The sequence below is a fragment of the Mycobacterium sp. 141 genome, from assembly GCF_000382405.1.
GTDB lineage: Bacteria > Actinomycetota > Actinomycetes > Mycobacteriales > Mycobacteriaceae > Mycobacterium.
The window spans coordinates 73,276-95,345 of the sequence record NZ_KB908271.1; the positions used below are offsets into that span (position 1 = coordinate 73,276).

Below are 22,070 nucleotides of genomic sequence, written 5' to 3' on the forward strand. Positions count from 1 at the left end.
CCTGAGCGCAACTCTTGGGCCGGCTGACCTGCGCGCATAGCGTGAGCGCGTGCGGATATTCGTGGCGGATGCGGATGGCTTCGGTTCTACGCGATCCGTAGCCGCGGTCGCAGCCTCTCGGCGGTGATTTCCGTTCCCGCTTCCAGGTCGTCGGCCAGGGTATTGGCGAACACCACCAGGCCGGCGCCATCGACGGAATGACGCGAGGACTGCCGATCGGCGGACAGCCGGCCGGCCGCGCGGCGCAGCAGGCTCGCCGCGCCGGTGTGATTGCCGCGCTGTACGTGGGTGATGCCGACCGCGAGTTGGGCCAGGCCCTGCCACAGCATCCGTTCGTCGGCCGGGCCGTTCTTCCAGGCGGCCTCGAGCACCTCGTGCGCGTGGAACGCCAATCCCTGATCCAGTAGCTCCTGGGCGTAGGTGAGGCTGTCGGCCGGCGGTAGACAAAGGTCGTCGGGGATGCGCGCAGTGCCCGTGTCGCCGTGCGGAAGTGGGCGGCCCAAGGCGTCGCGCGGACGCGCGCTGCGGGGTCGGCCGGATTCGTCGCGATCACGGGCTGCCATACCTAACATCATGGCAACGGTGTCACAGCAGCGCTCAATCTGGACGGACTCCTCAGTGCCCCGACTCTTTGAACCGGGCGATCGAGCGCTGCAATTCGGCCTCGGCCTCGGCGCGGCCGGCCCAGTCGGCGGCCTTGACGAACTTGCCCGGCTCCAGATCCTTGTAGTGCACGAAGAAGTGCTTTATCGCGTCGAGCTCGAACTGCGACACGTCGCCGACATCCTGGATGTGATCCCAGCGCGGATCGCCCGCCGGCACGCACAGCAGCTTGTCGTCGCCGCCGGCCTCGTCGGTCATCTTGAACATCGCAACCGGCCGGGCCTCGACGAGGCAGCCGGGGAAAACCGACTCGGTCAGCAGCACCAGAGCGTCCAGCGGGTCGCCGTCCTCGCCGAGCGTGTTCTCGAAGAACCCGTAGTCGGCGGGGTAACCCATCGGAGTGAAGAGGTAGCGGTCGAGCTTCACCCGACCCGTCTCGTGGTCAACCTCGTACTTGTTGCGTGAACCCTTCGGGATCTCGATGACGACGTCGAACTCCACCGTCGCGGCTCCTTCGCATCTGCGGTTCAGTCATGGGTCGTCGGGCGACGACGCGGGTCAACCCTAATCCAGCGATAGGCTTGCGCGGCGGGGTGTCTGGTCCCCGTCGATGAAAGAGCAGGAGAAATATGCGGCCCACTCGGTGGCGGCGCTCCACCCACGTGGCAGTAGGCATCGTGGTTCTTGCAGTGGTTGCTGCCGTCGTCGCCGTGGCTGCGGTCCTGTCCGGGCGGCACTCCACCGATGCTGCCGCGGCCAAGCCGGCGCCGCCTGCGGCTACGGCCAATCCGGAGATCACCCCCGTCGACATGTCCGCGGCCACGCCGACCGTCGCCGGTCTGGGCGCCGCGCTGGCGCCGGCCCTGGCCAACCCCGACCTGGGCGAGATCACCGGCCGCGTCACCGATGCCGCCACCGGAGCCGAACTGTGGGAGCAGGGCGCCGACACCCCGATGCAACCGGCTTCGGTCAACAAGGTGCTGACCACTGCGGCGGCTCTGCTCACGTTGGACCGTGGAGCGCGGCTGACCACCACCGTCGTAGCCTCCGACCAGCAGCCGGGTCTGGTGGTGCTCAAAGGCAGCGGAGACACCACGCTTTCAGCCGCTCCGCCCGGCACCGACACCTGGTACAAGGGCGCGGCCCGCATCAGCGACCTCGCGGACCAGATCCGGCAGAGCGGGGTGAAGGTCACCGCTGTCGCGGTCGACACCAGCGCTTACACCGGCCCCACCATGGCTCCTGGCTGGGACCCGGCCGACATAGGCGGCGGGGACATCGCACCGATGGAGCCTGTGATGCTCGACTGCGGCCGGGTCCAGCCCACCACCGTGGATTCCAGACGGACCGCCAACCCGGCCCTGGACGCCGGCAAGGCCCTGGCCGTTGCGCTGAAGGTCGACCCCGCCACCGTCACGGTGTCGGCGACCCGGTTGTCCCGGTTCGGCGGCAGCCAGATCGCTTCGGTGCAGTCGGCGCCGCTGATCGAACGGCTGCGCCAGATGATGAGCGAGTCGGACAACGTGATGGCCGAATCGATCGCGCGGGAGGTCGCCGATCAGCTGCACCGTTCGCAGAGCTTCGTCGGCGGTGTGCAGTCGGTGCTCGGACAGCTGCAGAGCGCGGGGATCGACACCGACGGCACCAAGCTCGTCGACTCCAGCGGGCTGTCGGTGTTCGACCGGCTCACCGCGAGGACACTGGACGGCGTGATCACCGCCGCCTCGGGCACCACCGAACCCAAGCTGCGGCCACTGGTCGATCTGCTTCCGGTGGCCGGCGGTAGCGGCACACTGTCCAACCGCTACCTCGATACCGATTCCGGGCGGGCCGCAGCGGGTTGGCTACGGGCCAAGACCGGTTCACTGACCGGCACCAACACGCTGGCCGGCATCGTCACCGACACCAGCGGCCGGGTGCTGACCTTCGCGCTGCTGTCCAACAACGCCGGGGCGACGGGTCGCACGGCCATCGACGCCGTGGCTGCCGTGCTGCGCTCGTGTGGGTGCGGGGCATGACGCGCCCCGCCGCGCTGACCGCGGGCCGTGCCGTCGACTGGGAGTTCGCCGCCACCGTGGGCGCCAAACTGGCCCGTCCTGCCCCCGCGTTCACCGACTACACCCGCATGATCGCCATCAACCAGCTCGCAGAGAGCGCCCGCGCCGCCGAGTTGCCGGTGCGCGACGTCACCGGGCTCAACGAGGGCGCCGAGGTGCCGGAGGCCCGCATCGTCGATCGCCCGGACTGGATCCGCGCGGCCACCCGGTCGATGCGGGTGATGACGGGTGGTGCGCAGCAAAACCCCGATTGCTCCTCGCGTGCGCAGCAAAACCCGGATTGCTCCTCGCGTGCGCAGCACAAGCCCGGCTTCATCACCGGCCGCATCACCGGCGCCCAGACTGGCGCGGTGCTGGCGTTCATCTCATCGGGCATTCTCGGTCAGTACGACCCATTCGCGCCGAACGGCGGCGAACTGCTGCTGGTGTATCCCAATGTGATTGCGGTGGAACGCGAACTACGGGTCACGCCGCCCGATTTCCGGCTCTGGGTGTGCCTGCACGAGGTCACCCACCGGGTACAGTTCCGGGCCAATCCGTGGCTGGCCGCGCATATGTCCGAGACGCTGGCGGTGCTCACCCAGGACGTCGGCGACGATGTCGCCGCGGTGGCGGGGCGGTTGGCCAACTACGTCCGTAATCAGCGCAATGGCGTTGCGCCCGAACCGGGTTCGACGGGCGTGCTGGGATTGGTGCGGGCCGTGCAGGCGGAGCCGCAGCGCAAGGCGCTCGATCAGCTGCTGGTGCTCGGCACGCTGCTGGAGGGCCATGCTGATCACGTGATGGACGCGGTAGGGCCCGCGGTGGTCCCGTCGGTGAATCTGATCCGGCGCCGGTTCGACGACCGCAGGCAGCGCAAGCAGCCGCCCCTGCAGCGGTTGCTGCGGACGCTGCTCGGTTTCGATGCCAAGCTCAGCCAATACACCCGGGGTAAGGCATTCGTCGATCATGTGGTGTCCGCGGTCGGTATGGCCCGGTTCAACACCGTCTGGTCCAATGCCGAGACCTTGCCGCTGCCAACAGAAATCGACGAACCGCAGCGATGGATCGATCGGGTGCTGTAGCGGCGCTGCGGCGTGCGGTGGCCACGGCCGGTGCGCAGATCGACGGCGAGCACTGGTGTGTGGCACTCTCGGGTGGCCCGGATTCGTTGGCGCTCACGGCGGTTGCCGCAGCGCTGCGGCCCACCACGGCGCTGGTCGTCGACCACGGTCTGCAGGCCGGGTCGCGCGCAGTGGCGCAAACAGCGTGCGAGCAGGCCGTGCAGCTGGGATGTGTTGGGGTGCAGATACTTCCGGTGGAGGTCGGCCGCGCGGGCGGGCCTGAGGCGGCCGCGCGGACGGCTCGGTACGCTGCGCTCGATGCCGCGCGCGCCGGCGCGCCGGTGCTGCTCGGCCACACCCTCGACGATCAGGCCGAGACGGTGCTACTGGGTCTGGGCCGGGGATCGGGGCCTCGGTCGATTGCCGGGATGCGGCCGCATGATCCGCCGTGGCACCGGCCGCTGCTCGAGATTCGCCGAGCACTGACCCATGAGGCGTGTGATGAGCTGGGGCTGACGCCGTGGCAGGACCCCCACAACAGCGATGCGCGGTTCAGGCGGTCCCGGTTGCGCCACGAGGTCATGCCGGCGCTGCAGGACGTGCTCGGCGGCGGGGTGGTCGAAGCGCTGGGGAGGACTGCGCGGGCGTTGCGGGAAGACTGCGATGCCCTCGACGAATTGGCCCGCCACGCCCTCATCGATGCGGTGACGGCAGACGGTGGCCTGGACATCACCCGGCTGACGGCTGTGCCCGACGCGTTGCGCCGCCGCATCATTCGCGAATGGCTGATCTCGGGTGGGGCCAGCGGGCTGACCGACACCCAGATCCGTGCGGCGAACCGGCTCGTCACGGCCTGGCGCGGGCAGGGCGGGGTGGCTGTCTCCTCGTCGCTGCGCCGCCAACGGCTGATCGCCGGCCGCCACGACGGGGTGCTGAGACTTCACGTCGAACCGGTGTAGCTAGGCTGTCGGGGTGGCTGTCGACTCTGCTGAGCTGTACGCGGGGGATATCAAGGCGGTGTTGTTGTCCGAGGAGCAGATCCGGACGCGCACCGCGGAGCTGGCCGAGATGATCGCCGACGAATATCGCGGCAATCTGGGCAGCGACGATCTGCTCCTCGTGACCGTGCTCAAGGGTGCGGTCATGTTCGTCACCGACCTGGCGCGCACCATTCCGCTGCCCACGCAGCTGGAGTTCATGGCCGTCAGCTCCTACGGCTCGTCCACCTCGTCGTCGGGCGTGGTGCGGATCCTCAAAGACCTCGACCGCGACATCAACGACCGCGATGTGCTGATCGTCGAAGACATCATCGACTCCGGCCTCACGCTGTCGTGGTTGTTGCGTAACCTGGCGACCCGGCGCCCGCGTTCGCTTCGGGTGTGCACGCTGCTGCGCAAGCCTGAGGCCGTTCGTACCGAACTCGACGTCGCCTACGTGGGTTTCGATATTCCCAACGAGTTCGTCGTCGGGTACGGCCTGGATTTCGCCGAGCGCTACCGCGACCTGCCCTACATCGGCACCCTCGAGCCCAAGGTGTACGAACAGCTCTGATCAGGTCAGTTCCCAGACCACCGTCACGGTGAAGTTGACAGTCTGCTGGCCCGGTTCCAGCGGCACCGAATCCATCGCCATCCGCGGCATCGGGGTCGGCGGCGTGGAGCTGGACTGTTCGGAGATCGAGATGACCTTGCCCAGGTTGAGCCCGGATAGTTGGGCGTACTGCTCGGCGCGGCTCTTGGCGTCGTCGAATGCCTGCGCACGCGCGTCCTTGACCAGCTGAGAGTCGTCCTCGATCGAGTAGCTCACCGAGTTGATGCGCGTGGCATCCCCGCCGGTGCTCGCGATGAGCGCGAGCAGCTGCGACGCCGCGGTGATGTCCCGGATCTTGACGTCGATGGCGTTGCTGGCCCGGTACCCGGTGGTGATCGTCCCGTCGGAGTTGGTCTGCGGTTGCACGCTGACGCGCGTGGTGTTGATGTCCTTGCGGTCCACCTTGTTGCCCACCAGCGCGTCGATGACGGCCTGCTGACGCTGACTGGACTGGTTGAGCGCAGCGGTGACGTCCGGTGCGACGAACTCCATCGCCACGTTGGCGGTCAGGGTGTCGGGCGTGCCCTGCACCTTGCCGGAGCCGATGACGGTGACCTGCCGGGTGTCGGGTGAGCCGCCGCGGGCGTCGGGCCCGGACTTGGAATCGCACGCCGACACACCGGTGATGAGCAGAGCCGCCAGCACGGCGACGAGAGCACGGGTCCGCAACTTCGCATTCGCAGCGATCGCCATGCCACGGACCCTACCGGCACCTCACAGCCCGCTGAGGAACTCCAGCAGCACCGCGTTGACCGCGTCGGGCCTTTCCTGCTGCAACCAGTGCCCGGCGCCCTCGATCAGCACTTCCCGGTAATCCCCGGTGACGACATCGCGCACCCGGTCGCGCGGGGTGAAGCCGAGCACGGGGTCCGCGGTACCGGCCATGAACAGCGTCGGTGCGGTGATCGTGGGTGCGGGCGTGCTCTGGGTGAGCTCCCAGTTGCGGTCGAAATTGCGATACCAGTTCAAGCCGCCGGTGAATCCCGTGGCGGTGAAAGCCTCGACGTAGTGCTCGAACTCGTCGGCGCTGAGCCACTCGGGTAGCGGCGGCAGGGGACGGCCCCGCAGGACATCCGGGGGAGCGCTGATGCCCTCCAGCGTGATCACGCGGCGCAGCGACTCCCGCGGGTCGGCATTCAGTGCGGCGTCGGCGACGCCCGGTTCCTGGAAGTACAGGATGTAGAAGAAGTTGTCGCCGACCAGCTTGCGCCAGATCCGGGTCGGCGGCGCGGGCGGTCGCGGCACCGGCGGCACGCTCATGGCCACCACCGCTCGGACCCGGTCGGGATGGAAGAGCGCGAAGTTCGTCATCACCGGCGAGCCCCAGTCGTGGCCGACGACGACGGCGCGTTCGGCGCCGCCGCCGACTTCCGAGTCGAGCAGCCCGGCGATGTCGGAGGTGAGCGCGACGATGTCGTAGTCCTCGATCGCCGAGGGTCGCGACGAGCCACCGTAGCCGCGCTGATCGGGCGCCAGTACGTGATAGCCGGCCGCGGCCAGTGCCGGGATCTGGTGCCGCCACGAGTAGGCGACTTCGGGGAAGCCGTGAGCGAGCACCACCACCGGGTTGCCGCGCTCACCCGCCTCGAACACACGCAGCGTCACGCCATTGGTATCGACTAACCGTTCGGTCATGCGGACGTGAGGAGCGGTGAGGAATATGCGGACGTGAGGGGCGGTAAGGGAGAAGTGAGCACGATCTCACCCAAGCACGGCCGGTCGCCGAGGGCTAGGCACCCGTCGGGAACTGCTCGACGTTGGTCTAGCGGTAGCCTGAAAGCTCTCAACTGCGCACGTTGGAAGGACCGGGCCGAACTCGGCCGATTTTGATGAACCGGAAAAATGTGATCCGCACGCTGACCGCGATCGCGGTGGTGCTGCTGCTGGGCTGGTCGTTCTTCTATTTCAGTGACGACACTCGCGGTTACAAGCCCATCGACACCTCGGTGGCGATGGCCCAGATCAACGCTGACAACGTCAACAGCGCACAGATCGACGACCGTGAACAGCAGTTGCGGCTTGACCTCAAGAACGGCAACGACGCCACCGAGAACAGCAAAAAGATCATCACCAAGTTCCCGACCGGTTACGCGGTGCATGTCGTCGACGCGCTGGTCGGCAAGAACGTCAAGTACAACACCATCGTCAACCAGGGCAGTTTCCTCGGTTCGCTGCTCATCTACATGCTGCCGGTGCTGCTGCTGGTCGGTCTGTTCGTGATGTTCTCCCGCATGCAGGGCGGCGGCCGCATGGGCTTCGGATTCGGCAAATCGCGGGCCAAACAATTGAACAAGGACATGCCCAAGACCACCTTCTCCGACGTCGCAGGAGTCGACGAGGCGGTCGAGGAGCTCTACGAGATCAAGGACTTCCTGCAGAACCCGAGCCGCTACCAGGCGCTGGGTGCCAAGATCCCCAAAGGCGTGCTGCTCTACGGTCCGCCCGGAACCGGTAAGACCCTGCTGGCCCGCGCGGTGGCCGGCGAAGCCGGAGTTCCGTTCTTCACGATTTCAGGTTCGGACTTTGTCGAGATGTTCGTCGGTGTCGGCGCATCACGTGTTCGCGACCTGTTCGAGCAGGCCAAACAGAACAGCCCGTGCATCATCTTCGTCGACGAGATCGACGCCGTCGGTCGCCAGCGCGGCGCCGGTCTCGGTGGTGGCCACGACGAGCGTGAGCAGACCCTGAACCAGCTGCTGGTCGAGATGGACGGCTTCGGTGACCGTCAGGGCGTCATCCTCATCGCCGCCACCAACCGGCCCGACATCCTCGACCCGGCGCTGCTGCGGCCCGGCCGCTTCGACCGTCAGATCCCGGTGTCCAACCCCGACCTCGCGGGCCGCCGCGCCGTGCTCAAAGTGCACTCGGCAGGCAAGCCCATCTCGCCCGACGCCGACCTCGACGGCCTGGCCAAGCGCACCGTCGGCATGTCGGGCGCCGACCTGGCCAACGTCGTCAACGAGGCTGCGCTACTGACCGCCCGGGAGAACGGCACCGTCATCACCGGTCCCGCGCTCGAGGAGGCCGTCGACCGCGTCGTCGGTGGTCCGCGCCGCAAGGGCCGCATCATCAGCGAGCAGGAAAAGAAGATCACGGCCTATCACGAGGGCGGGCACACCCTGGCCGCGTGGGCGATGCCCGACATCGAGCCGATCTACAAGGTGACCATCCTGGCCCGCGGCCGTACCGGCGGCCACGCCGTCGCCGTCCCCGAGGACGACAAGGGTCTGATGACCCGCTCGGAGATGATCGCCCGGCTGGTGTTCGCGATGGGTGGGCGTGCTGCCGAAGAGCTGGTGTTCCGTGAGCCCACCACCGGCGCGGTGTCCGACATCGAGCAGGCCACCAAGATCGCCAGGGCCATGGTCACCGAGTACGGCATGAGCAGCAAGCTGGGCGCCGTCCGCTACGGCACCGAGCATGGCGATCCGTTCTTGGGCCGCACCATGGGTACCCAGGCAGACTTCGGTCACGAGGTGGCTCGCGACATCGACGACGAGGTGCGCAAGCTCATCGAGGCCGCGCACACCGAGGCCTGGGAGATCCTCACCGAGTACCGCGATGTGCTCGACACCCTGGCCGGCGAGCTGCTGGAGAAAGAGACGCTGCACCGCGCCGAGCTGGAGGCGATCTTCGGCGAGGTGAAGAAGCGTCCCCGGCTGACCCTATTCGACGACTTCGGCGGCCGGGTACCGTCGGACAAACCGCCGATCAAGACCCCCGGTGAGATCGCCATCGAGCGTGGTGAGCCGTGGCCGCCGCCGGTTCCCGAGCCTGCTTTCAAGGCCGCCATCGCCGCCGCGTCCCGGGCCGCGGAGGCTCAGAACGGAGCGGGCACCAACGGTGCGCCCGGCAACGGCGCACCATCCGGCCCGACCCAGCCCGACTACGGCGCTCCCGCTGGTTGGCATGCACCGGGCTGGCCACCGTCGCAGCAGCAGCAGCAACAGCAGCAACCGGCCGGGTACCACCCGCAGCAGGGTTACTGGTATCCGCCGCCACATCCGTCGGGATGGCAACAGTCCCAGCCGTACCCGTATCAGCCCTACCCGCATCCTGGCCAATCGGCACCCGCGCCGGACCGCCCGGCGCCGCCGAACTCGAATGAGGATTCCGGCCAGGAAAAGGATCGCTGATTCGAGAACGGAGGACTTCGATGACGAAGCCCGCGACATGGTCGACGAGCACCAACAACCATCGGAACAATGCCGAAACGGCAGATGTCCGGGTGTTCGATCAGCCGCGCGCCGAGGCTGCCGTGCGTGAGTTGCTCATCGCGATCGGCGAGGATCCGGACCGCCAGGGGCTTCTCGACACTCCGGCCCGCGTGGCCCGCGCCTACAAGGAAATGATGGCCGGGCTCTACACCGACCCGGATGCGGTGCTCAACACCACCTTCGACGAGCAACACGACGAACTCGTCCTGGTCAAGCAGATTCCGATGTACTCCACCTGCGAGCATCACCTGCTGTCCTTCCACGGCGTTGCACACGTCGGCTACATCCCTGGCGAGGACGGGCGCGTGACCGGGCTCTCGAAGATCGCCCGGGTGGTCGACCTGTATTCCAAACGCCCACAGGTGCAGGAACGGCTGACCGCGCAGATCGCCGACGCACTCATGCGCAAGCTCGCGCCGCGCGGGGCGATCGTGGTGGTCGAGGCCGAGCACCTGTGCATGGCGATGCGTGGCGTCCGTAAGCCGGGCTCGATCACGACGACTTCGGCGGTGCGCGGACAGTTCAAGACCGACAAGGCATCTCGGGCCGAGGCGCTGGAACTTATCCTGCGTAAGTGAAACCCACCCGTGTGCAGGTGATGGGGATCGTCAACGTCACCGATGACTCCTTTTCCGACGGTGGCAAGTTCATCGATCGCGACCGTGCGGTGGCACACGGCCTGGCGCTGGCTGCGGCCGGCGCCGCGATCGTGGACGTCGGTGGTGAATCGACCCGGCCGGGCGCTACCCGGGTCGACGCGGATGTCGAGGTGGCCCGAGTGGTTCCCGTGATCAAAGAGCTTGCGGCGCAGGGAATCACCGTCAGCATCGATACCATGCACGCCGGTGTGGCCGGCGCCGCGCTGGCCAACGGAGCGAAGATCGTCAACGACGTGTCCGGCGGCCTGGCCGATCCCAACATGGCTGCGGTGGTGGCCGAGGCCAAATGCCCGTGGATCCTCATGCATTGGCGTTCGGTGCGTGCGGACCGTCCGCACGCCGTTCCTGAGTATGGCGATGTGGTCGCCGACGTACGCGCCGAGCTGCTCGCCCGGGTGGACGCCGCCGTGACGGCCGGGGTCGATCCCGACCGTCTGATCATCGACCCGGGTCTGGGATTCGCCAAGACCGGGCAACATAATTGGGCGCTGCTGCACGCGCTGCCGCAGCTGGTCGGCACTGGGATCCCGGTGCTGGTAGGGGCATCGCGCAAACGCTTCCTTGGCACTCTGCTCGCCGGTCCGGGCGGCGATCCTCGCCCCCCGGACGGGCGGGAGACCGCCACCGCGGTGATCTCCGCGTTGGCCGGGGTGTACGGGGCCTGGGGAGTGCGGGTGCACGACGTGACGGCGTCGGTCGACGCTTTGCGTGTGCTCGACGCTTGGGAAGCGGGAGACCTCGGTGGCTGATCGAATCGAGTTGTGCGGCTTGAGAGTTCGCGGCAATCACGGTGTGTTCGAGCATGAGCGGCGAGACGGCCAGGAATTCGTCGTCGACATCACAGTCTGGCTCGATCTGCGGGCCGCGGCGGCCAGTGACGAGCTCGGCGACACTCTGGACTACGGCGCGCTGGCCCAGCGCGCCGCCGACATCGTTGCCGGTCCCCCGCGCAATCTGATCGAGACGGTCTCGGCCGAGATCGCCGACGCCATCATGGCCGACGAGCGGTTGCACGCCGTCGAGGTGGCGGTGCACAAACCGAACGCCCCGATCCCGTTGACGTTCGACGATGTGGCGGTGGTGGCGAGGCGGTCTCGCACCGCGGACGTGAGGAGCAGAACAACTGCCGCGGACGTGAGGAGCAGAACAATTGCCGCGAACGAGGAGCACCAATGACTTCGGTGGTGCTGTCGATCGGGTCCAACCTCGGAGACCGGATGGCGCGGCTGCAATCGGTGCTCGACGGGCTGGGGCCTGCGGTGCGCGCCGTGTCCCCGGTGTACGAAACCGACGCTTGGGGTGGCGTTGAGCAGGGCCCCTTTCTCAACGCGATCCTGATCGCCGACGATCCCGCGTTGAACGGGCACGGATGGTTGCGGCGCGGCCAAGAGCTGGAGCTGGCCGCGGGGCGGGTCCGCGAGCAGCGCTGGGGTCCGCGGACCCTCGACGTCGACCTCGTCACCTGTCACGACGGTGAAGTCGAGGTGATCTCGCACGAGGATGGACTGACGCTGCCCCACCCGATGGCCCACCTGCGCGCCTTCGTGTTGATCCCGTGGCTGGCGGTGGACCCCGACGCCGCCCTGACGGTAGCCGGTGAATCCCACCCCGTGCAGCGCCTGCTGTTCGAAATCGATCAGGCGGAACGGGACGGCGTGCGGCCGACGGACCTGACGCTGACCCTGCGAACCGAATCCTCGACGGACTGATGGGCCCGACCCGCAAGCGAGACCTCGCCGGCACGACCGTCGCTGTGGCCGTCGTCGGCTATCTGCTGCTCAGCGGGCTCTACCGATGGTTCCCGCCGATCACGGTGTGGACCGGTTTGTCGTTGCTCGTCGTGGCAATCGTCGAGGCGGCCTGGGCGTTCTATGTGCGGGTCAAGATCAATGCGGGGCAGATCGGTGTCGGTGCCGGACGGCTGCACCCGCTGTCGGTCGCACGGGCTGTGGTGATCGCCAAAGCCTCCGCCTGGGTCGGTGCGATCGTGGCGGGCTGGTGGCTCGGCGTCCTGGTCTACTTGCTGCCGCGGCGGTCCGAGTTGCAGGTGGCTGCCGATGACACCAAGGGGGTGGTGGTTGCCGTCGTCAGCGCGCTCACCCTGGTGGTTGCCGCATTGTGGCTGCAGCATTGCTGCAAGGCGCCGGAGGAACCGCCGGACGGCGGTGACGCCGCCCCTGAGTGAACCGCCGGCAAAGCTTCCCGGCCGAATCGCCGTCGCGGTCGACACGCTAGGTGACCTGTGACGGGTACAGTCGGCCCATGACCGTTCTGCCCCGCGGTGCTCGGCCACGGCGCGGCGGCCGAAGGCCAGGCTGGCTGCTGTTAACAGTGTTGCTGGTATTCGCGATTTTGGCGAGTTCGGCGCTGGTGTTCACCGACCGTGTGGAGTTGCTGAAGTTAGCCGTCATCCTGGCGTTGTGGGCCGCTGTGGCGGCGGCCTTCGTTTCCGTCATCTACCGCCGTCAGAGTGATCTCGATCAAGCCAAGGCGCGCGATCTGAAGTTGGTATACGACCTGCAGCTGGATCGCGAGATCTCCGCGCGCCGCGAATACGAGTTGACCGTCGAAAGCCAGCTGCGCCGAGAACTGGCATCGGAGCTTCGGGCCCAGGCCGCCGACGAGGTGGCTGCACTGCGGGCGGAGCTAGCGGCGCTGCGGACCAATCTCGAGATCCTGTTCGACGCCGATCTGTCAGACCGGCCGGCCATCGAAACCGACCAGGACACTCCCCGGGCCGCGGGTCGCGTCACCGCCAGCCGTTTGGACGTGCCCGCGGTCGACGACGACACCGACATCCACAGCCTGCGGACAGAGGAAACCCCCATCATCGACGTCCCGGCCGAGCCGCATCCGCCGGAGAACGACTGGGCCGCCGCAGCGGCGGGGGGTGCACACCGGCTGTCCACGCCGCCGCCCGAACAATCGCATCGCCTCCTGCCCGACAACTACCAGGAGCCGGCCCGCCAGCCGGAACCGCCCCGCCCGGCGCCGCAGGCACCCGAGCCGCACTGGTCCGCCGCGGAGGCACCGCAGCAGCCGCCGCCACCCGCCCCCGGACCTCAGCCTCCGCCGACCTGGGCGCCGCCACCGCCGCCGACAGAGCCGTCACCGACCATCGACGCACCGGTCGGCCAGCATCCGTCAGCGCCGAGCAGCCCATGGTCGCCGCCGGATAGCCCGACGCACCCGCTACCCGAGCAATCCGGCGGGTGGCAGCCCGCTCCCGCCGAAGGGCAGTGGATTCCCGCCGGTGCGCCAGGAAGCAACTGGGTTGCACCGCCGGCGCCGGAGGACAGCACACCGAGCGAGTACGTCGGTCGCCGACGGGCACCAGACCCAGGCGCCGCCGAGCCGGTTGTACCGGCCGAGCCTGTTGTGCCGGCCGGCCCGCCCCGGGGCCGCCACTCCGCCTCCGCCGCCGAACCTTCCCAACCGCCGGCGCCCGGGGTCGAACCCGAGGCGGAGAACGACGAACCCAATGGTCAGCACGCTGGAGGGCAATCGGTGAACGAGTTGCTGGCCCGCTTCCAGTCGGCCCCCGCTCAAGGTGGCGGTCGCAGACATCGAGACGAGTGAGCTAGTCTGTGGCAACCGTCCGGTACCCGCAGCGTGGGACTGGAACGATGAAAACTACTTCAACTTGTGAGGTCGTCTGCGATGGAGCAGTTCGACGGGCTGCGTCCGGCGCGGCTGTCCGTCGGCGTCATCTCGGCCGGTCGCGTCGGGACCGCGCTCGGCTACGCCCTGGAGCGGGCAGAGCACGTCGTGGTGGCGTGCAGCGCCATCTCGGAGGGGTCCCGGCTGCGTGCCCAGCGCAGGTTGCCTGATACGGCGATCCTTCCGGTGCACGAGGTCGCCGCGCGTGCCGAGCTGTTACTGCTCACCGTTCCCGACGCCGAATTGGCGGCACTGGTCGCTGGGCTGGCAACCACGGGCGCGGTGCGGCCGGGCACCATCGTCGTCCACACCTCGGGCGCCAATGGTGTCGCGGTGCTGGCGCCGCTGACCGAGCAGGGCTGTATCCCGCTGGCCATCCATCCCGCCATGACCTTCACGGGCTCTGACGAGGACATCGCCCGCCTGCCGGACACCTGCTTCGGCGTCACGGCCGCCGACGAAGTCGGCTACGCCATCGGCCAGTCCCTCGTGCTCGAGATCGGCGGTGAGCCGTTCCGTATCCGCGAGGACCAAAGGACGCATTACCACGCCGCCCTGGCGCATGCCGGCAATCACCTGGTGACGCTGGTGCTCGACGCTGTGGACGTGCTGCGCGCATCGCTGCGCGGTCAGGAACTGCTCGGCCAGGAACTCGTCGGCGACGAACCGGGTGGCCTTGCCGAACGGGTGGTCGCCCCGCTGGCCCGAGCAGCACTGGAGAACGCGCTGCAGCGCGGTCAATCCGCGCTGACCGGGCCGGTCGCGCGCGGTGACGCGGCCGCCGTCGCAGCCCATCTGAACGCGATTGAAGAGCTGGATCCTCAACTGGCCCAGTCATATCGGGCCAACTCACTGCGTACAGCCCAGCGTGCCCACGCACCCGGAGAGGTCTTCGCGGTGCTGGGGGAAACGAGCCGACGATGACCCTGGACACCCCACCGAAATTCACCGCGGGCGAGCTCAACGTCTACCGGAATCCCGCCGACGTTGCCGCGGTCACCCGCGTGCTGCGCGCCACCGGGCGACGGGTAGCGCTGGTGCCCACCATGGGTGCGCTGCACGAGGGGCACCTGACCCTGGTCAAGGCCGCCAAGCGGGTGCCCGGAGCGGTTGTGGTGGCGTCGATCTTCGTCAACCCCCTGCAGTTCGGCGCAGGGGAGGACCTCGACGCCTACCCGCGCACCCTCGACGACGACCTGGCCGCCCTGCGTGCGGAAGGGGTCGACATCGCGTTCACGCCGACCGTGGCCGAGGTCTACCCGAACGGGCCACGCACGTCCGTGCACCCGGGTCCGCTCGGTGAAGAACTCGAAGGGGCCTCGCGCCCAGGGCATTTCGCCGGTGTGCTGACGGTCGTTCTGAAGCTGCTCAACATCGTCGATCCCGACACGGCCTACTTCGGCGAGAAGGACTACCAGCAGCTGGCGCTGATCCGGCAGATGGTCACCGACCTCGATGTCGACGTGCAGATCGTCGGCGTACCGATCGTGCGCGAATCCGACGGGCTGGCCCTGTCCTCGCGCAACCGCTACCTCGACGCCGACGAACGGGAGCAGGCCACCGCGCTGTCGGCGGCGCTGCTGGCCGGGAAGTACGCGGCGGCGGGCGGCGCAGGCGCAACGGTGGACGCCGCCAGGGCGGTGCTCGACGAGGTGCCTGCCATCGAGGTGGACTATCTGCAGGTCCGCGATCCGCGGCTGGGCCCCGCGCCCGAGGAGGGGCCGGCTCGGTTGCTGGTGGCCGCACGCCTGGGCCGGACCCGGCTGCTGGACAACATCGCCGTCGACATCGGCGCGTCCGCGGGTATCGACGGGCATCCCCGCGTGGACGACAACCACGAATTGCCTTGGAGGAACTGATGCAACGCACGATGCTCAAATCGAAGATCCACCGGGCCAGGGTGACCCAGGCCGACCTGAACTACGTCGGCTCCGTGACCATCGACGCGGACCTGATGGACGCAGCTGACCTGCTCGAAGGTGAGCAGGTGACCATCGTCGACATCGACAACGGGTCTCGGCTGGTGACCTACGCGATCACCGGCGAGCGGGGCACCGGTGTCATCGGGATCAACGGTGCCGCAGCACATCTCATCCACCCGGGCGATCTGGTGATCCTGATCGCGTACGGCGTGATGGAGGACGCCGAGGCGCGGGCGTACCGTCCACGGATAGTCTTCGTCGACGGCGACAACCAACAGATCGACCTCGGGCACGATCCCGCGCACGTCCCCGACCTGACATTCTTGTCCTCCTCGCGTGCGGGCATCTCCGAACTCATGTCCCCGCGCTGATGCTGCTCGCCATCGACGTCCGTAACACCCACACCGTCGTCGGGTTGATCTCCGGTTCGGGAGATCACGCGAAGGTGGTGCAGCAGTGGCGGATTCGCACTGAGTCCGAGGTGACCGCGGACGAGCTCGCGTTGACCATCGAGGGCCTCATCGGGGAGGACTCCGACCAGTTGAGCGGTGCCACCGGCCTGTCGACAGTGCCGTCGGTGCTGCACGAGGTGCGGTTGATGCTCGAGCAGTACTGGCCGACCATTCCGCACGTGTTGATCGAACCGGGTGTGCGCACGGGTATCCCGCTGCTGGTGGACAACCCCAAAGAGGTCGGTGCTGACCGTATTGTGAATTGCCTTGCGGCATACCACAAATACGGTACGGCTGCGATCGTGGTCGATTTCGGCTCGTCCATCTGCGTCGATGTCGTATCTGCCAAGGGCGAATTCCTCGGCGGTGCGATCGCCCCCGGCGTGCACGTCTCCTCGGATGCCGCCGCGGCGCGGTCGGCGGCGCTGCGCCGGGTCGAGTTGACCCGGCCCCGCTCGGTGATCGGCAAGAACACCGTCGAATGCATGCAGGCCGGCGCTGTCTTCGGATTCGCGGGTCTGGTCGACGGTCTGGTCAGCCGCATCCGTGAGGACGTCGACGGATTCTCCGGCAGCAATGTCTCCGTCGTCGCCACCGGCCACACGGCGCCCCTGGTGCTGCCGGATCTGCGTACCGTCGAGCACTACGACCGTCATCTGACCCTGGACGGCCTGCGGCTGGTCTTCGAGCGCAACCGGGACCCGCAGCGCGGACGGCTCAAGCCTGCGCGCTGACTAAGCTGGCATTTCGTGACCCAAGCCGATAGCCACGTGACTTCCGAGTACGAAGCCGACATCCCCGAGCAATTCCGGATCCGTCAGGCCAAGCGGGAACGGTTGCTGGCTGAGGGCCGTGAGCCGTATCCGGTGGCCGTGGCGCGCACCCATACGCTGGCCGAGCTGCGCAGTGCGTACCCCGACCTGGAAGCCGACACCAAGACCGGTCAGGTTGTCGGAGTCGCCGGCCGGGTGGTTTTTGCCCGCAACTCCGGCAAGCTGTGCTTCGCGACGTTGCAGGAAGGCGACGGCACGCAACTGCAGGCCATGGTCAGCCTCGCGCAGGTGGGTCAGGAGTCGCTGGACGCGTGGAAGGCCGACGTCGACCTCGGTGACATCGTGTTCGTGCACGGCGAGGTGATCAGCTCGAAACGCGGCGAATTGTCGGTGCTTGCCGATTCCTGGCAGATGGCTGCCAAGTCGCTGCGTCCACTTCCTGTCGCTCATAAAGAAATGAGCGAAGAAATGCGCGTGCGTCAGCGCTATGTCGATCTGATTGTGCGCCCTGAGGCACGCACCATCGCGCGGCAACGGGTTGCCGTCGTTCGCGCGGTGCGCAACGCGCTGGAACGGCGCGGATTCCTCGAAGTCGAAACGCCGATGCTGCAGACCCAGGCGGGTGGCGCGGCCGCACGTCCGTTCATTACGCACTCCAATGCGCTCGACGTCGATCTCTTCCTGCGCATCGCACCTGAACTGTTCCTGAAACGCTGCGCGGTCGGCGGTTTTGAGAAGGTTTTCGAGTTAAATCGGAACTTTCGTAACGAAGGTGTAGATTCCACGCACTCGCCGGAATTTGCGATGCTGGAGACATATCAGGCATACGGCGACTACAACGACTCGGCGACGGTCACCCGGGAAGTTATTCAGGAGGTCGCCGACGAAGCGCTCGGCACCAGAGAAGTGCCAATGCCAGATGGCACGGTCTACGATCTCGACGGCCAATGGGAGTCGGTCGAAATGTATCCATCGCTCTCCGAAGCGCTGGGTGAGGAGATCACGCCGCAGACGTCCGTGGAGCGGTTGTGGCAGATCGCCGACCAACTCGGGGCCGAGATTCCCCGTGACCGTGGTTATGGTCACGGGAAATTGGTGGAAGAACTTTGGGAACACACTGTGGGCGACAAGTTGTGGGCGCCCACCTTCGTCAGGGACTTCCCCGTTGAGACGACACCGTTGGTGCGCGCGCACCGAAGTATTGTCGGTGTCACAGAAAAATGGGATCTATACGTCCGCAAGTTCGAACTGGCGACGGGATACTCCGAGCTGATCGATCCGGTAATCCAACGTGAACGTTTCGCGGCCCAAGCGCGCGCGGCAGCTGCCGGAGATGACGAGGCAATGGTTCTCGACGAAGATTTCCTTGCGGCATTGGAGTACGCGATGCCACCGACGACTGGCACGGGAATGGGTATCGACCGGTTGTTGATGGCATTGACAGGGCTTTCAATTCGGGAGACGGTTTTGTTCCCGATTGTTCGGCGTCTCGGCAACTGAGTGAGTTGGAACCCGATCTGTTGTAATTACGCGCGTCGGTGTGGCACATTGGTCAGCGAGGCGAGATACTGACAGGTACTCACCAATGCGTAGGCAGAAGGGTTCGGTGCGGGGTAATGGCGAAGAAAGTGACCGTCACGTTGGTCGATGATTTCGATGGTTCGGCCACCGCCGATGAGACGGTCGAATTCGGTCTCGACGGCGTCACCTATGAGATCGATCTTTCCTCGAAGAATGCGACGAAGTTGCGTAACGATCTCAAACAATGGGTTGAGGCCGGGCGTCGTGTGGGTGGTCGCAGGCGCGGGCGCGCTGTCAGCCCGTCGGGTCGGGGGCGCGGGGCGATCGACCGCGAACAGAGCGCGGCCATCCGGGAATGGGCCCGCCGTAACGGACACAATGTGTCTACCCGGGGCCGGATTCCCGCCGACGTCATCGACGCATTCCATGCGGCAACGTAATAGAGAATTGTCCACACACGGATCGGCGGTTACCGCCGATCCGTGTTTTCGCTAGCGGCGAACGGTTCACGTACCACTTGCGGAAACGTTTCCCGCACCGGCAACGTTGCTCATCTGCAGCATCGAGTGCCCGGGGTAAACGCACTGCCAAGCTCCGCACCCGAAGCTGCCGCCCATTAGAGTGGACGGTAGGTGCTACGCGCGGAGTGCAGCGCGTCAGTGCCGCTATGCAACGGAGAGCAGGTAACCACCGATGTTTGAGAGATTCACCGACCGTGCCCGCAGGGTCGTCGTCCTGGCTCAGGAAGAAGCCCGGATGCTCAACCACAACTACATCGGCACCGAGCACATCCTCTTGGGTCTTATTCACGAGGGCGAAGGCGTAGCCGCCAAGTCGCTGGAGTCGCTGGGCATCTCGTTGGAAGGCGTTCGCAGTCAGGTCGAGGAGATCATCGGCCAGGGTCAGCAGGCACCGTCCGGCCACATCCCCTTCACCCCGCGCGCCAAGAAGGTGTTGGAGCTGAGCCTGCGCGAGGCGCTGCAGCTCGGCCACAACTACATCGGCACCGAGCACATTCTGCTCGGGTTGATCCGAGAAGGCGAAGGTGTTGCAGCTCAGGTGCTCGTGAAGCTCGGCGCGGAACTGACCCGGGTACGTCAGCAGGTCATCCAGTTGCTGAGCGGCTACCAGGGCAAGGAGGCCGCCGAGGCAGGCACCGGCGGTCGGGGCGGCGAGTCGGGTAACCCCTCGACTTCGCTGGTTCTCGACCAGTTCGGCCGCAACCTGACCGCCGCCGCCATGGAAGGCAAGCTCGACCCGGTCATCGGCCGCGAGAAGGAAATCGAGCGGGTCATGCAGGTGCTTTCCCGCCGTACCAAGAACAACCCGGTGCTGATCGGCGAGCCCGGCGTCGGCAAGACCGCCGTCGTCGAGGGCCTGGCCCAAGCCATCGTGCACGGCGAGGTCCCCGAGACGCTCAAGGACAAGCAGCTCTACACCCTCGACCTGGGTTCTCTGGTCGCGGGCAGCCGCTACCGCGGCGACTTCGAGGAACGCCTCAAGAAGGTGCTCAAGGAGATCAACACCCGCGGCGACATCATCCTGTTCATCGATGAGCTGCACACGCTGGTCGGGGCGGGTGCCGCCGAGGGCGCCATCGACGCTGCCTCGATCCTGAAGCCGAAGCTCGCCCGCGGTGAGCTGCAGACCATCGGCGCGACCACCCTCGACGAGTACCGCAAGTACATCGAGAAGGACGCCGCGCTGGAGCGCCGCTTCCAGCCGGTCCAGGTGGGGGAGCCGACGGTCGAGCACACCATCGAGATCCTCAAGGGCCTGCGGGACCGCTACGAGGCGCATCACCGCGTCTCGATCACCGACAGCGCGATGGTGGCTGCCGCCACCCTGGCCGACCGGTACATCAACGACCGGTTCCTGCCGGACAAGGCCATCGACCTGATCGACGAGGCCGGCGCCCGGATGCGGATCCGGCGGATGACCGCTCCGCCAGACCTGCGCGAGTTCGACGAGAAGATCGCCGATGCCCGCCGGGAAAAGGAGTCCGCGATCGATGCGCAGGACTTCGAGAAGGCGGCGCGGCTGCGGGATTCCGAGAAGCAACTTGTCGCTCAGCGTGCCGAGCGCGAAAAGCAGTGGCGCTCAGGTGATCTCGACGTCGTAGCTGAGGTCGACGACGAGCAGATCGCCGAGGTGCTGGGCAACTGGACCGGTATCCCCGTGTTCAAGCTGACCGAGGAGGAGACCACTCGGCTGCTGCGCATGGAGGACGAGCTGCACAAGCGGATCATCGGACAGGAGGATGCAGTTCGCGCTGTGTCGAAGGCCATCCGCCGCACCCGTGCCGGTCTGAAGGACCCCAAGCGTCCGTCCGGCTCGTTCATCTTCGCCGGCCCGTCCGGTGTCGGTAAGACCGAGCTGTCCAAGGCCTTGGCGAACTTCCTGTTCGGCGAGGACGACGCGCTCATCCAGATCGACATGGGCGAGTTCCACGACCGCTTCACCGCGTCGCGGCTGTTCGGTGCCCCTCCGGGCTACGTCGGCTACGAGGAGGGCGGCCAGCTCACCGAGAAGGTGCGCCGCAAGCCCTTCAGCGTCGTGTTGTTCGACGAGATCGAGAAGGCCCACCAGGAGATCTACAACAGCCTGTTGCAGGTGCTGGAGGACGGCCGCCTCACCGATGGCCAGGGCCGCACGGTCGACTTCAAGAACACCGTGCTGATCTTCACCTCCAACCTGGGCACGTCCGACATCTCCAAGGCCGTCGGGCTCGGCTTCACGCAGGGCGGCGGGGAGAACAACTACGAGCGGATGAAGCAGAAGGTCAACGACGAGCTCAAGAAGCACTTCCGGCCGGAGTTCTTGAACCGTATCGATGACATCATCGTGTTCCACCAGCTGACACAGGACGAGATCATCAAGATGGTCGACCTGATGATCGGCCGGGTCGGCAACCAGCTCAAGACCAAGGACATGGCCATGGAGCTGACGCCGAAGGCCAAGGCCCTGCTGGCCAAGCGTGGCTTCGATCCGGTGTTGGGTGCTCGGCCGCTGCGCCGCACCATCCAGCGGGAGATCGAGGATCAGCTCTCGGAGAAGATCCTGTTCGACGAGGTCGGTCCGGGTCAGCTGGTCACGGTGGACGTCGAAGGTTGGGACGGCGAAGGTGCCGGCGAAGACGCGAAGTTCACCTTCGCGGGGAAGCCGAAGAGCGCCAGCCAGGATGGTCCCGATCTGGCCAAGGCCGCCGCGACAGCGGAATAATCGCCACGAAAATGCCCCCGCCCATCGGCGGGGGCATTTTCTATGGCCATCGGACCTGAGTTTGGACATTTCGCTTAGTACCCAGGTTTGAAGCCGAGGTCGGTGAGGATCTTGCGTTCGGTGTCGGGAATCTCGGGTGGGAAGGTCTGTGTGGCGCCGTTGATGGTGATGGTCGCCGAGCGCAGCGGCCGCAGTAGCTTGATGACTTTGGCGACCGACAGTCCGGTGCGGGTTTGGATGGCGTGAGAGACGGCCAGCGCGGCGAACACGATGGTCAGGTGGGCCTCGATGGCATCGCGCATGCGGTTGAACATGGGCCGGGCAGTGAGGTCGGTCTTGGACATCCGAAAC

The 22,070-nt window shown here is 66.9% G+C and carries 22 protein-coding genes and 1 pseudogene; 18 read left to right on the forward strand and 5 right to left on the reverse strand.

The genetic code is table 11. The features are described 5' to 3' along the window. Nucleotides 1-86: 86 nt before the first annotated feature. The gene (locus tag H276_RS0118640; RefSeq protein WP_019972799.1) at nucleotides 87-563 is read right to left on the reverse strand and encodes a DUF309 domain-containing protein; all 477 of its coding nucleotides are present in this window, start codon (nucleotides 561-563) and stop codon (nucleotides 87-89) included. 52 nt (nucleotides 564-615) lie between these two features. Beyond that, complete coding sequence (locus tag H276_RS0118645; RefSeq protein ID WP_018603599.1) at nucleotides 616-1,104, reverse strand: inorganic diphosphatase; 489 nt, start codon at nucleotides 1,102-1,104, stop codon at nucleotides 616-618. 128 nt (nucleotides 1,105-1,232) lie between these two features. On the opposite strand from H276_RS0118645, the gene dacB reads away from it, so the two are divergent. From dacB to hpt, 4 genes are read left to right on the forward strand one after another with little or no spacing between them, the layout of a single operon-like run. Next, complete coding sequence (dacB, locus tag H276_RS0118650) at nucleotides 1,233-2,621, forward strand: D-alanyl-D-alanine carboxypeptidase/D-alanyl-D-alanine-endopeptidase (protein WP_026357171.1); 1,389 nt, start codon at nucleotides 1,233-1,235, stop codon at nucleotides 2,619-2,621. Then, on the forward strand, nucleotides 2,618-3,724 hold the full coding sequence (locus tag H276_RS0118655) for a zinc-dependent metalloprotease (RefSeq protein WP_026357172.1): 1,107 nt from the start codon (nucleotides 2,618-2,620) through the stop codon (nucleotides 3,722-3,724). The genes dacB and H276_RS0118655 overlap by 4 nt, the downstream gene beginning before the upstream one ends. After that, nucleotides 3,703-4,662 (forward strand): tRNA lysidine(34) synthetase TilS, encoded by a 960-nt coding sequence (tilS, locus tag H276_RS0118660; RefSeq protein WP_019972802.1) that lies wholly within the window; start codon nucleotides 3,703-3,705, stop codon nucleotides 4,660-4,662. Before H276_RS0118655 ends, tilS begins: the two co-directional genes overlap by 22 nt. A gap of 13 nt (nucleotides 4,663-4,675) precedes the next feature. Then, nucleotides 4,676-5,254 (forward strand): hypoxanthine phosphoribosyltransferase, encoded by a 579-nt coding sequence (gene hpt, locus H276_RS0118665; RefSeq protein WP_019972803.1) that lies wholly within the window; start codon nucleotides 4,676-4,678, stop codon nucleotides 5,252-5,254. Here the strand turns inward: hpt and H276_RS0118670 are convergent, their stop codons facing one another. Together H276_RS0118670 and H276_RS0118675 are read right to left on the reverse strand one after the other, a co-directional pair. After that, on the reverse strand, nucleotides 5,255-5,986 hold the full coding sequence (locus tag H276_RS0118670) for an SIMPL domain-containing protein (RefSeq protein ID WP_019972804.1): 732 nt from the start codon (nucleotides 5,984-5,986) through the stop codon (nucleotides 5,255-5,257). A 21-nt stretch (nucleotides 5,987-6,007) separates the two neighbouring features. Continuing rightward, nucleotides 6,008-6,928: an alpha/beta fold hydrolase gene (locus tag H276_RS0118675; RefSeq protein WP_019972805.1), complete on the reverse strand. Its 921-nt coding sequence runs from the start codon at nucleotides 6,926-6,928 to the stop codon at nucleotides 6,008-6,010. Nucleotides 6,929-7,122: 194 nt separating this feature from the next. On the opposite strand from H276_RS0118675, the gene ftsH reads away from it, so the two are divergent. From ftsH to clpC1, 14 genes are all read left to right on the forward strand, one after another. Further along, nucleotides 7,123-9,429, forward strand: a complete 2,307-nt coding sequence (gene ftsH / locus H276_RS0118680; protein ID WP_019972806.1) for an ATP-dependent zinc metalloprotease FtsH — start codon at nucleotides 7,123-7,125, stop codon at nucleotides 9,427-9,429. 20 nt (nucleotides 9,430-9,449) lie between these two features. Further along, nucleotides 9,450-10,088 (forward strand): GTP cyclohydrolase I FolE, encoded by a 639-nt coding sequence (gene folE / locus H276_RS0118685; protein ID WP_019972807.1) that lies wholly within the window; start codon nucleotides 9,450-9,452, stop codon nucleotides 10,086-10,088. Further along, a complete protein-coding gene (gene folP / locus H276_RS0118690) occupies nucleotides 10,085-10,918 on the forward strand; it encodes a dihydropteroate synthase (RefSeq protein WP_019972808.1) in 834 nt (277 codons plus the stop codon). Before folE ends, folP begins: the two co-directional genes overlap by 4 nt. Next, nucleotides 10,911-11,345 carry a dihydroneopterin aldolase gene (gene folB, locus H276_RS0118695; protein WP_019972809.1) on the forward strand — a complete coding sequence of 145 codons (435 nt, stop codon included), beginning with the start codon at nucleotides 10,911-10,913 and terminating at the stop codon, nucleotides 11,343-11,345. The genes folP and folB overlap by 8 nt, the downstream gene beginning before the upstream one ends. Then, entirely contained in the window at nucleotides 11,342-11,878 is a 537-nt protein-coding gene (gene folK, locus H276_RS0118700) for a 2-amino-4-hydroxy-6-hydroxymethyldihydropteridine diphosphokinase (protein WP_019972810.1), read from the forward strand. The genes folB and folK overlap by 4 nt, the downstream gene beginning before the upstream one ends. Continuing rightward, nucleotides 11,878-12,354, forward strand: coding sequence for a DUF3180 domain-containing protein (locus H276_RS0118705; RefSeq protein WP_019972811.1), 477 nt, complete (start codon nucleotides 11,878-11,880; stop codon nucleotides 12,352-12,354). Before folK ends, H276_RS0118705 begins: the two co-directional genes overlap by 1 nt. Before the next feature lie 77 nt (nucleotides 12,355-12,431). Further along, nucleotides 12,432-13,748 carry a DUF6779 domain-containing protein gene (locus H276_RS0118710; protein WP_196807953.1) on the forward strand — a complete coding sequence of 439 codons (1,317 nt, stop codon included), beginning with the start codon at nucleotides 12,432-12,434 and terminating at the stop codon, nucleotides 13,746-13,748. 81 nt (nucleotides 13,749-13,829) lie between these two features. Continuing rightward, nucleotides 13,830-14,753, forward strand: a complete 924-nt coding sequence (locus H276_RS0118715) for a Rossmann-like and DUF2520 domain-containing protein (protein ID WP_019972813.1) — start codon at nucleotides 13,830-13,832, stop codon at nucleotides 14,751-14,753. Beyond that, a complete protein-coding gene (gene panC, locus H276_RS0118720; protein ID WP_019972814.1) occupies nucleotides 14,750-15,688 on the forward strand; it encodes a pantoate--beta-alanine ligase in 939 nt (312 codons plus the stop codon). Before H276_RS0118715 ends, panC begins: the two co-directional genes overlap by 4 nt. After that, entirely contained in the window at nucleotides 15,688-16,122 is a 435-nt protein-coding gene (gene panD, locus H276_RS0118725; protein WP_019972815.1) for an aspartate 1-decarboxylase, read from the forward strand. The genes panC and panD overlap by 1 nt, the downstream gene beginning before the upstream one ends. Next, nucleotides 16,122-16,937, forward strand: coding sequence for a type III pantothenate kinase (locus H276_RS0118730; RefSeq protein WP_019972816.1), 816 nt, complete (start codon nucleotides 16,122-16,124; stop codon nucleotides 16,935-16,937). The genes panD and H276_RS0118730 overlap by 1 nt, the downstream gene beginning before the upstream one ends. Before the next feature lie 36 nt (nucleotides 16,938-16,973). Next, nucleotides 16,974-18,476: a lysine--tRNA ligase gene (gene lysS, locus H276_RS0118735; RefSeq protein WP_019972817.1), complete on the forward strand. Its 1,503-nt coding sequence runs from the start codon at nucleotides 16,974-16,976 to the stop codon at nucleotides 18,474-18,476. 116 nt (nucleotides 18,477-18,592) lie between these two features. Continuing rightward, a complete protein-coding gene (gene lsr2 / locus H276_RS0118740) occupies nucleotides 18,593-18,937 on the forward strand; it encodes a histone-like nucleoid-structuring protein Lsr2 (protein ID WP_019972818.1) in 345 nt (114 codons plus the stop codon). A gap of 253 nt (nucleotides 18,938-19,190) precedes the next feature. Next, the gene (gene clpC1 / locus H276_RS0118745; protein ID WP_019972819.1) at nucleotides 19,191-21,719 is read left to right on the forward strand and encodes an ATP-dependent protease ATP-binding subunit ClpC; all 2,529 of its coding nucleotides are present in this window, start codon (nucleotides 19,191-19,193) and stop codon (nucleotides 21,717-21,719) included. Nucleotides 21,720-21,793: 74 nt separating this feature from the next. Here clpC1 and H276_RS0118750 read toward each other — a convergent pair. After that, a pseudogene (locus H276_RS0118750) lies at nucleotides 21,794-22,070 on the reverse strand (IS1634 family transposase); the annotation flags it as partial.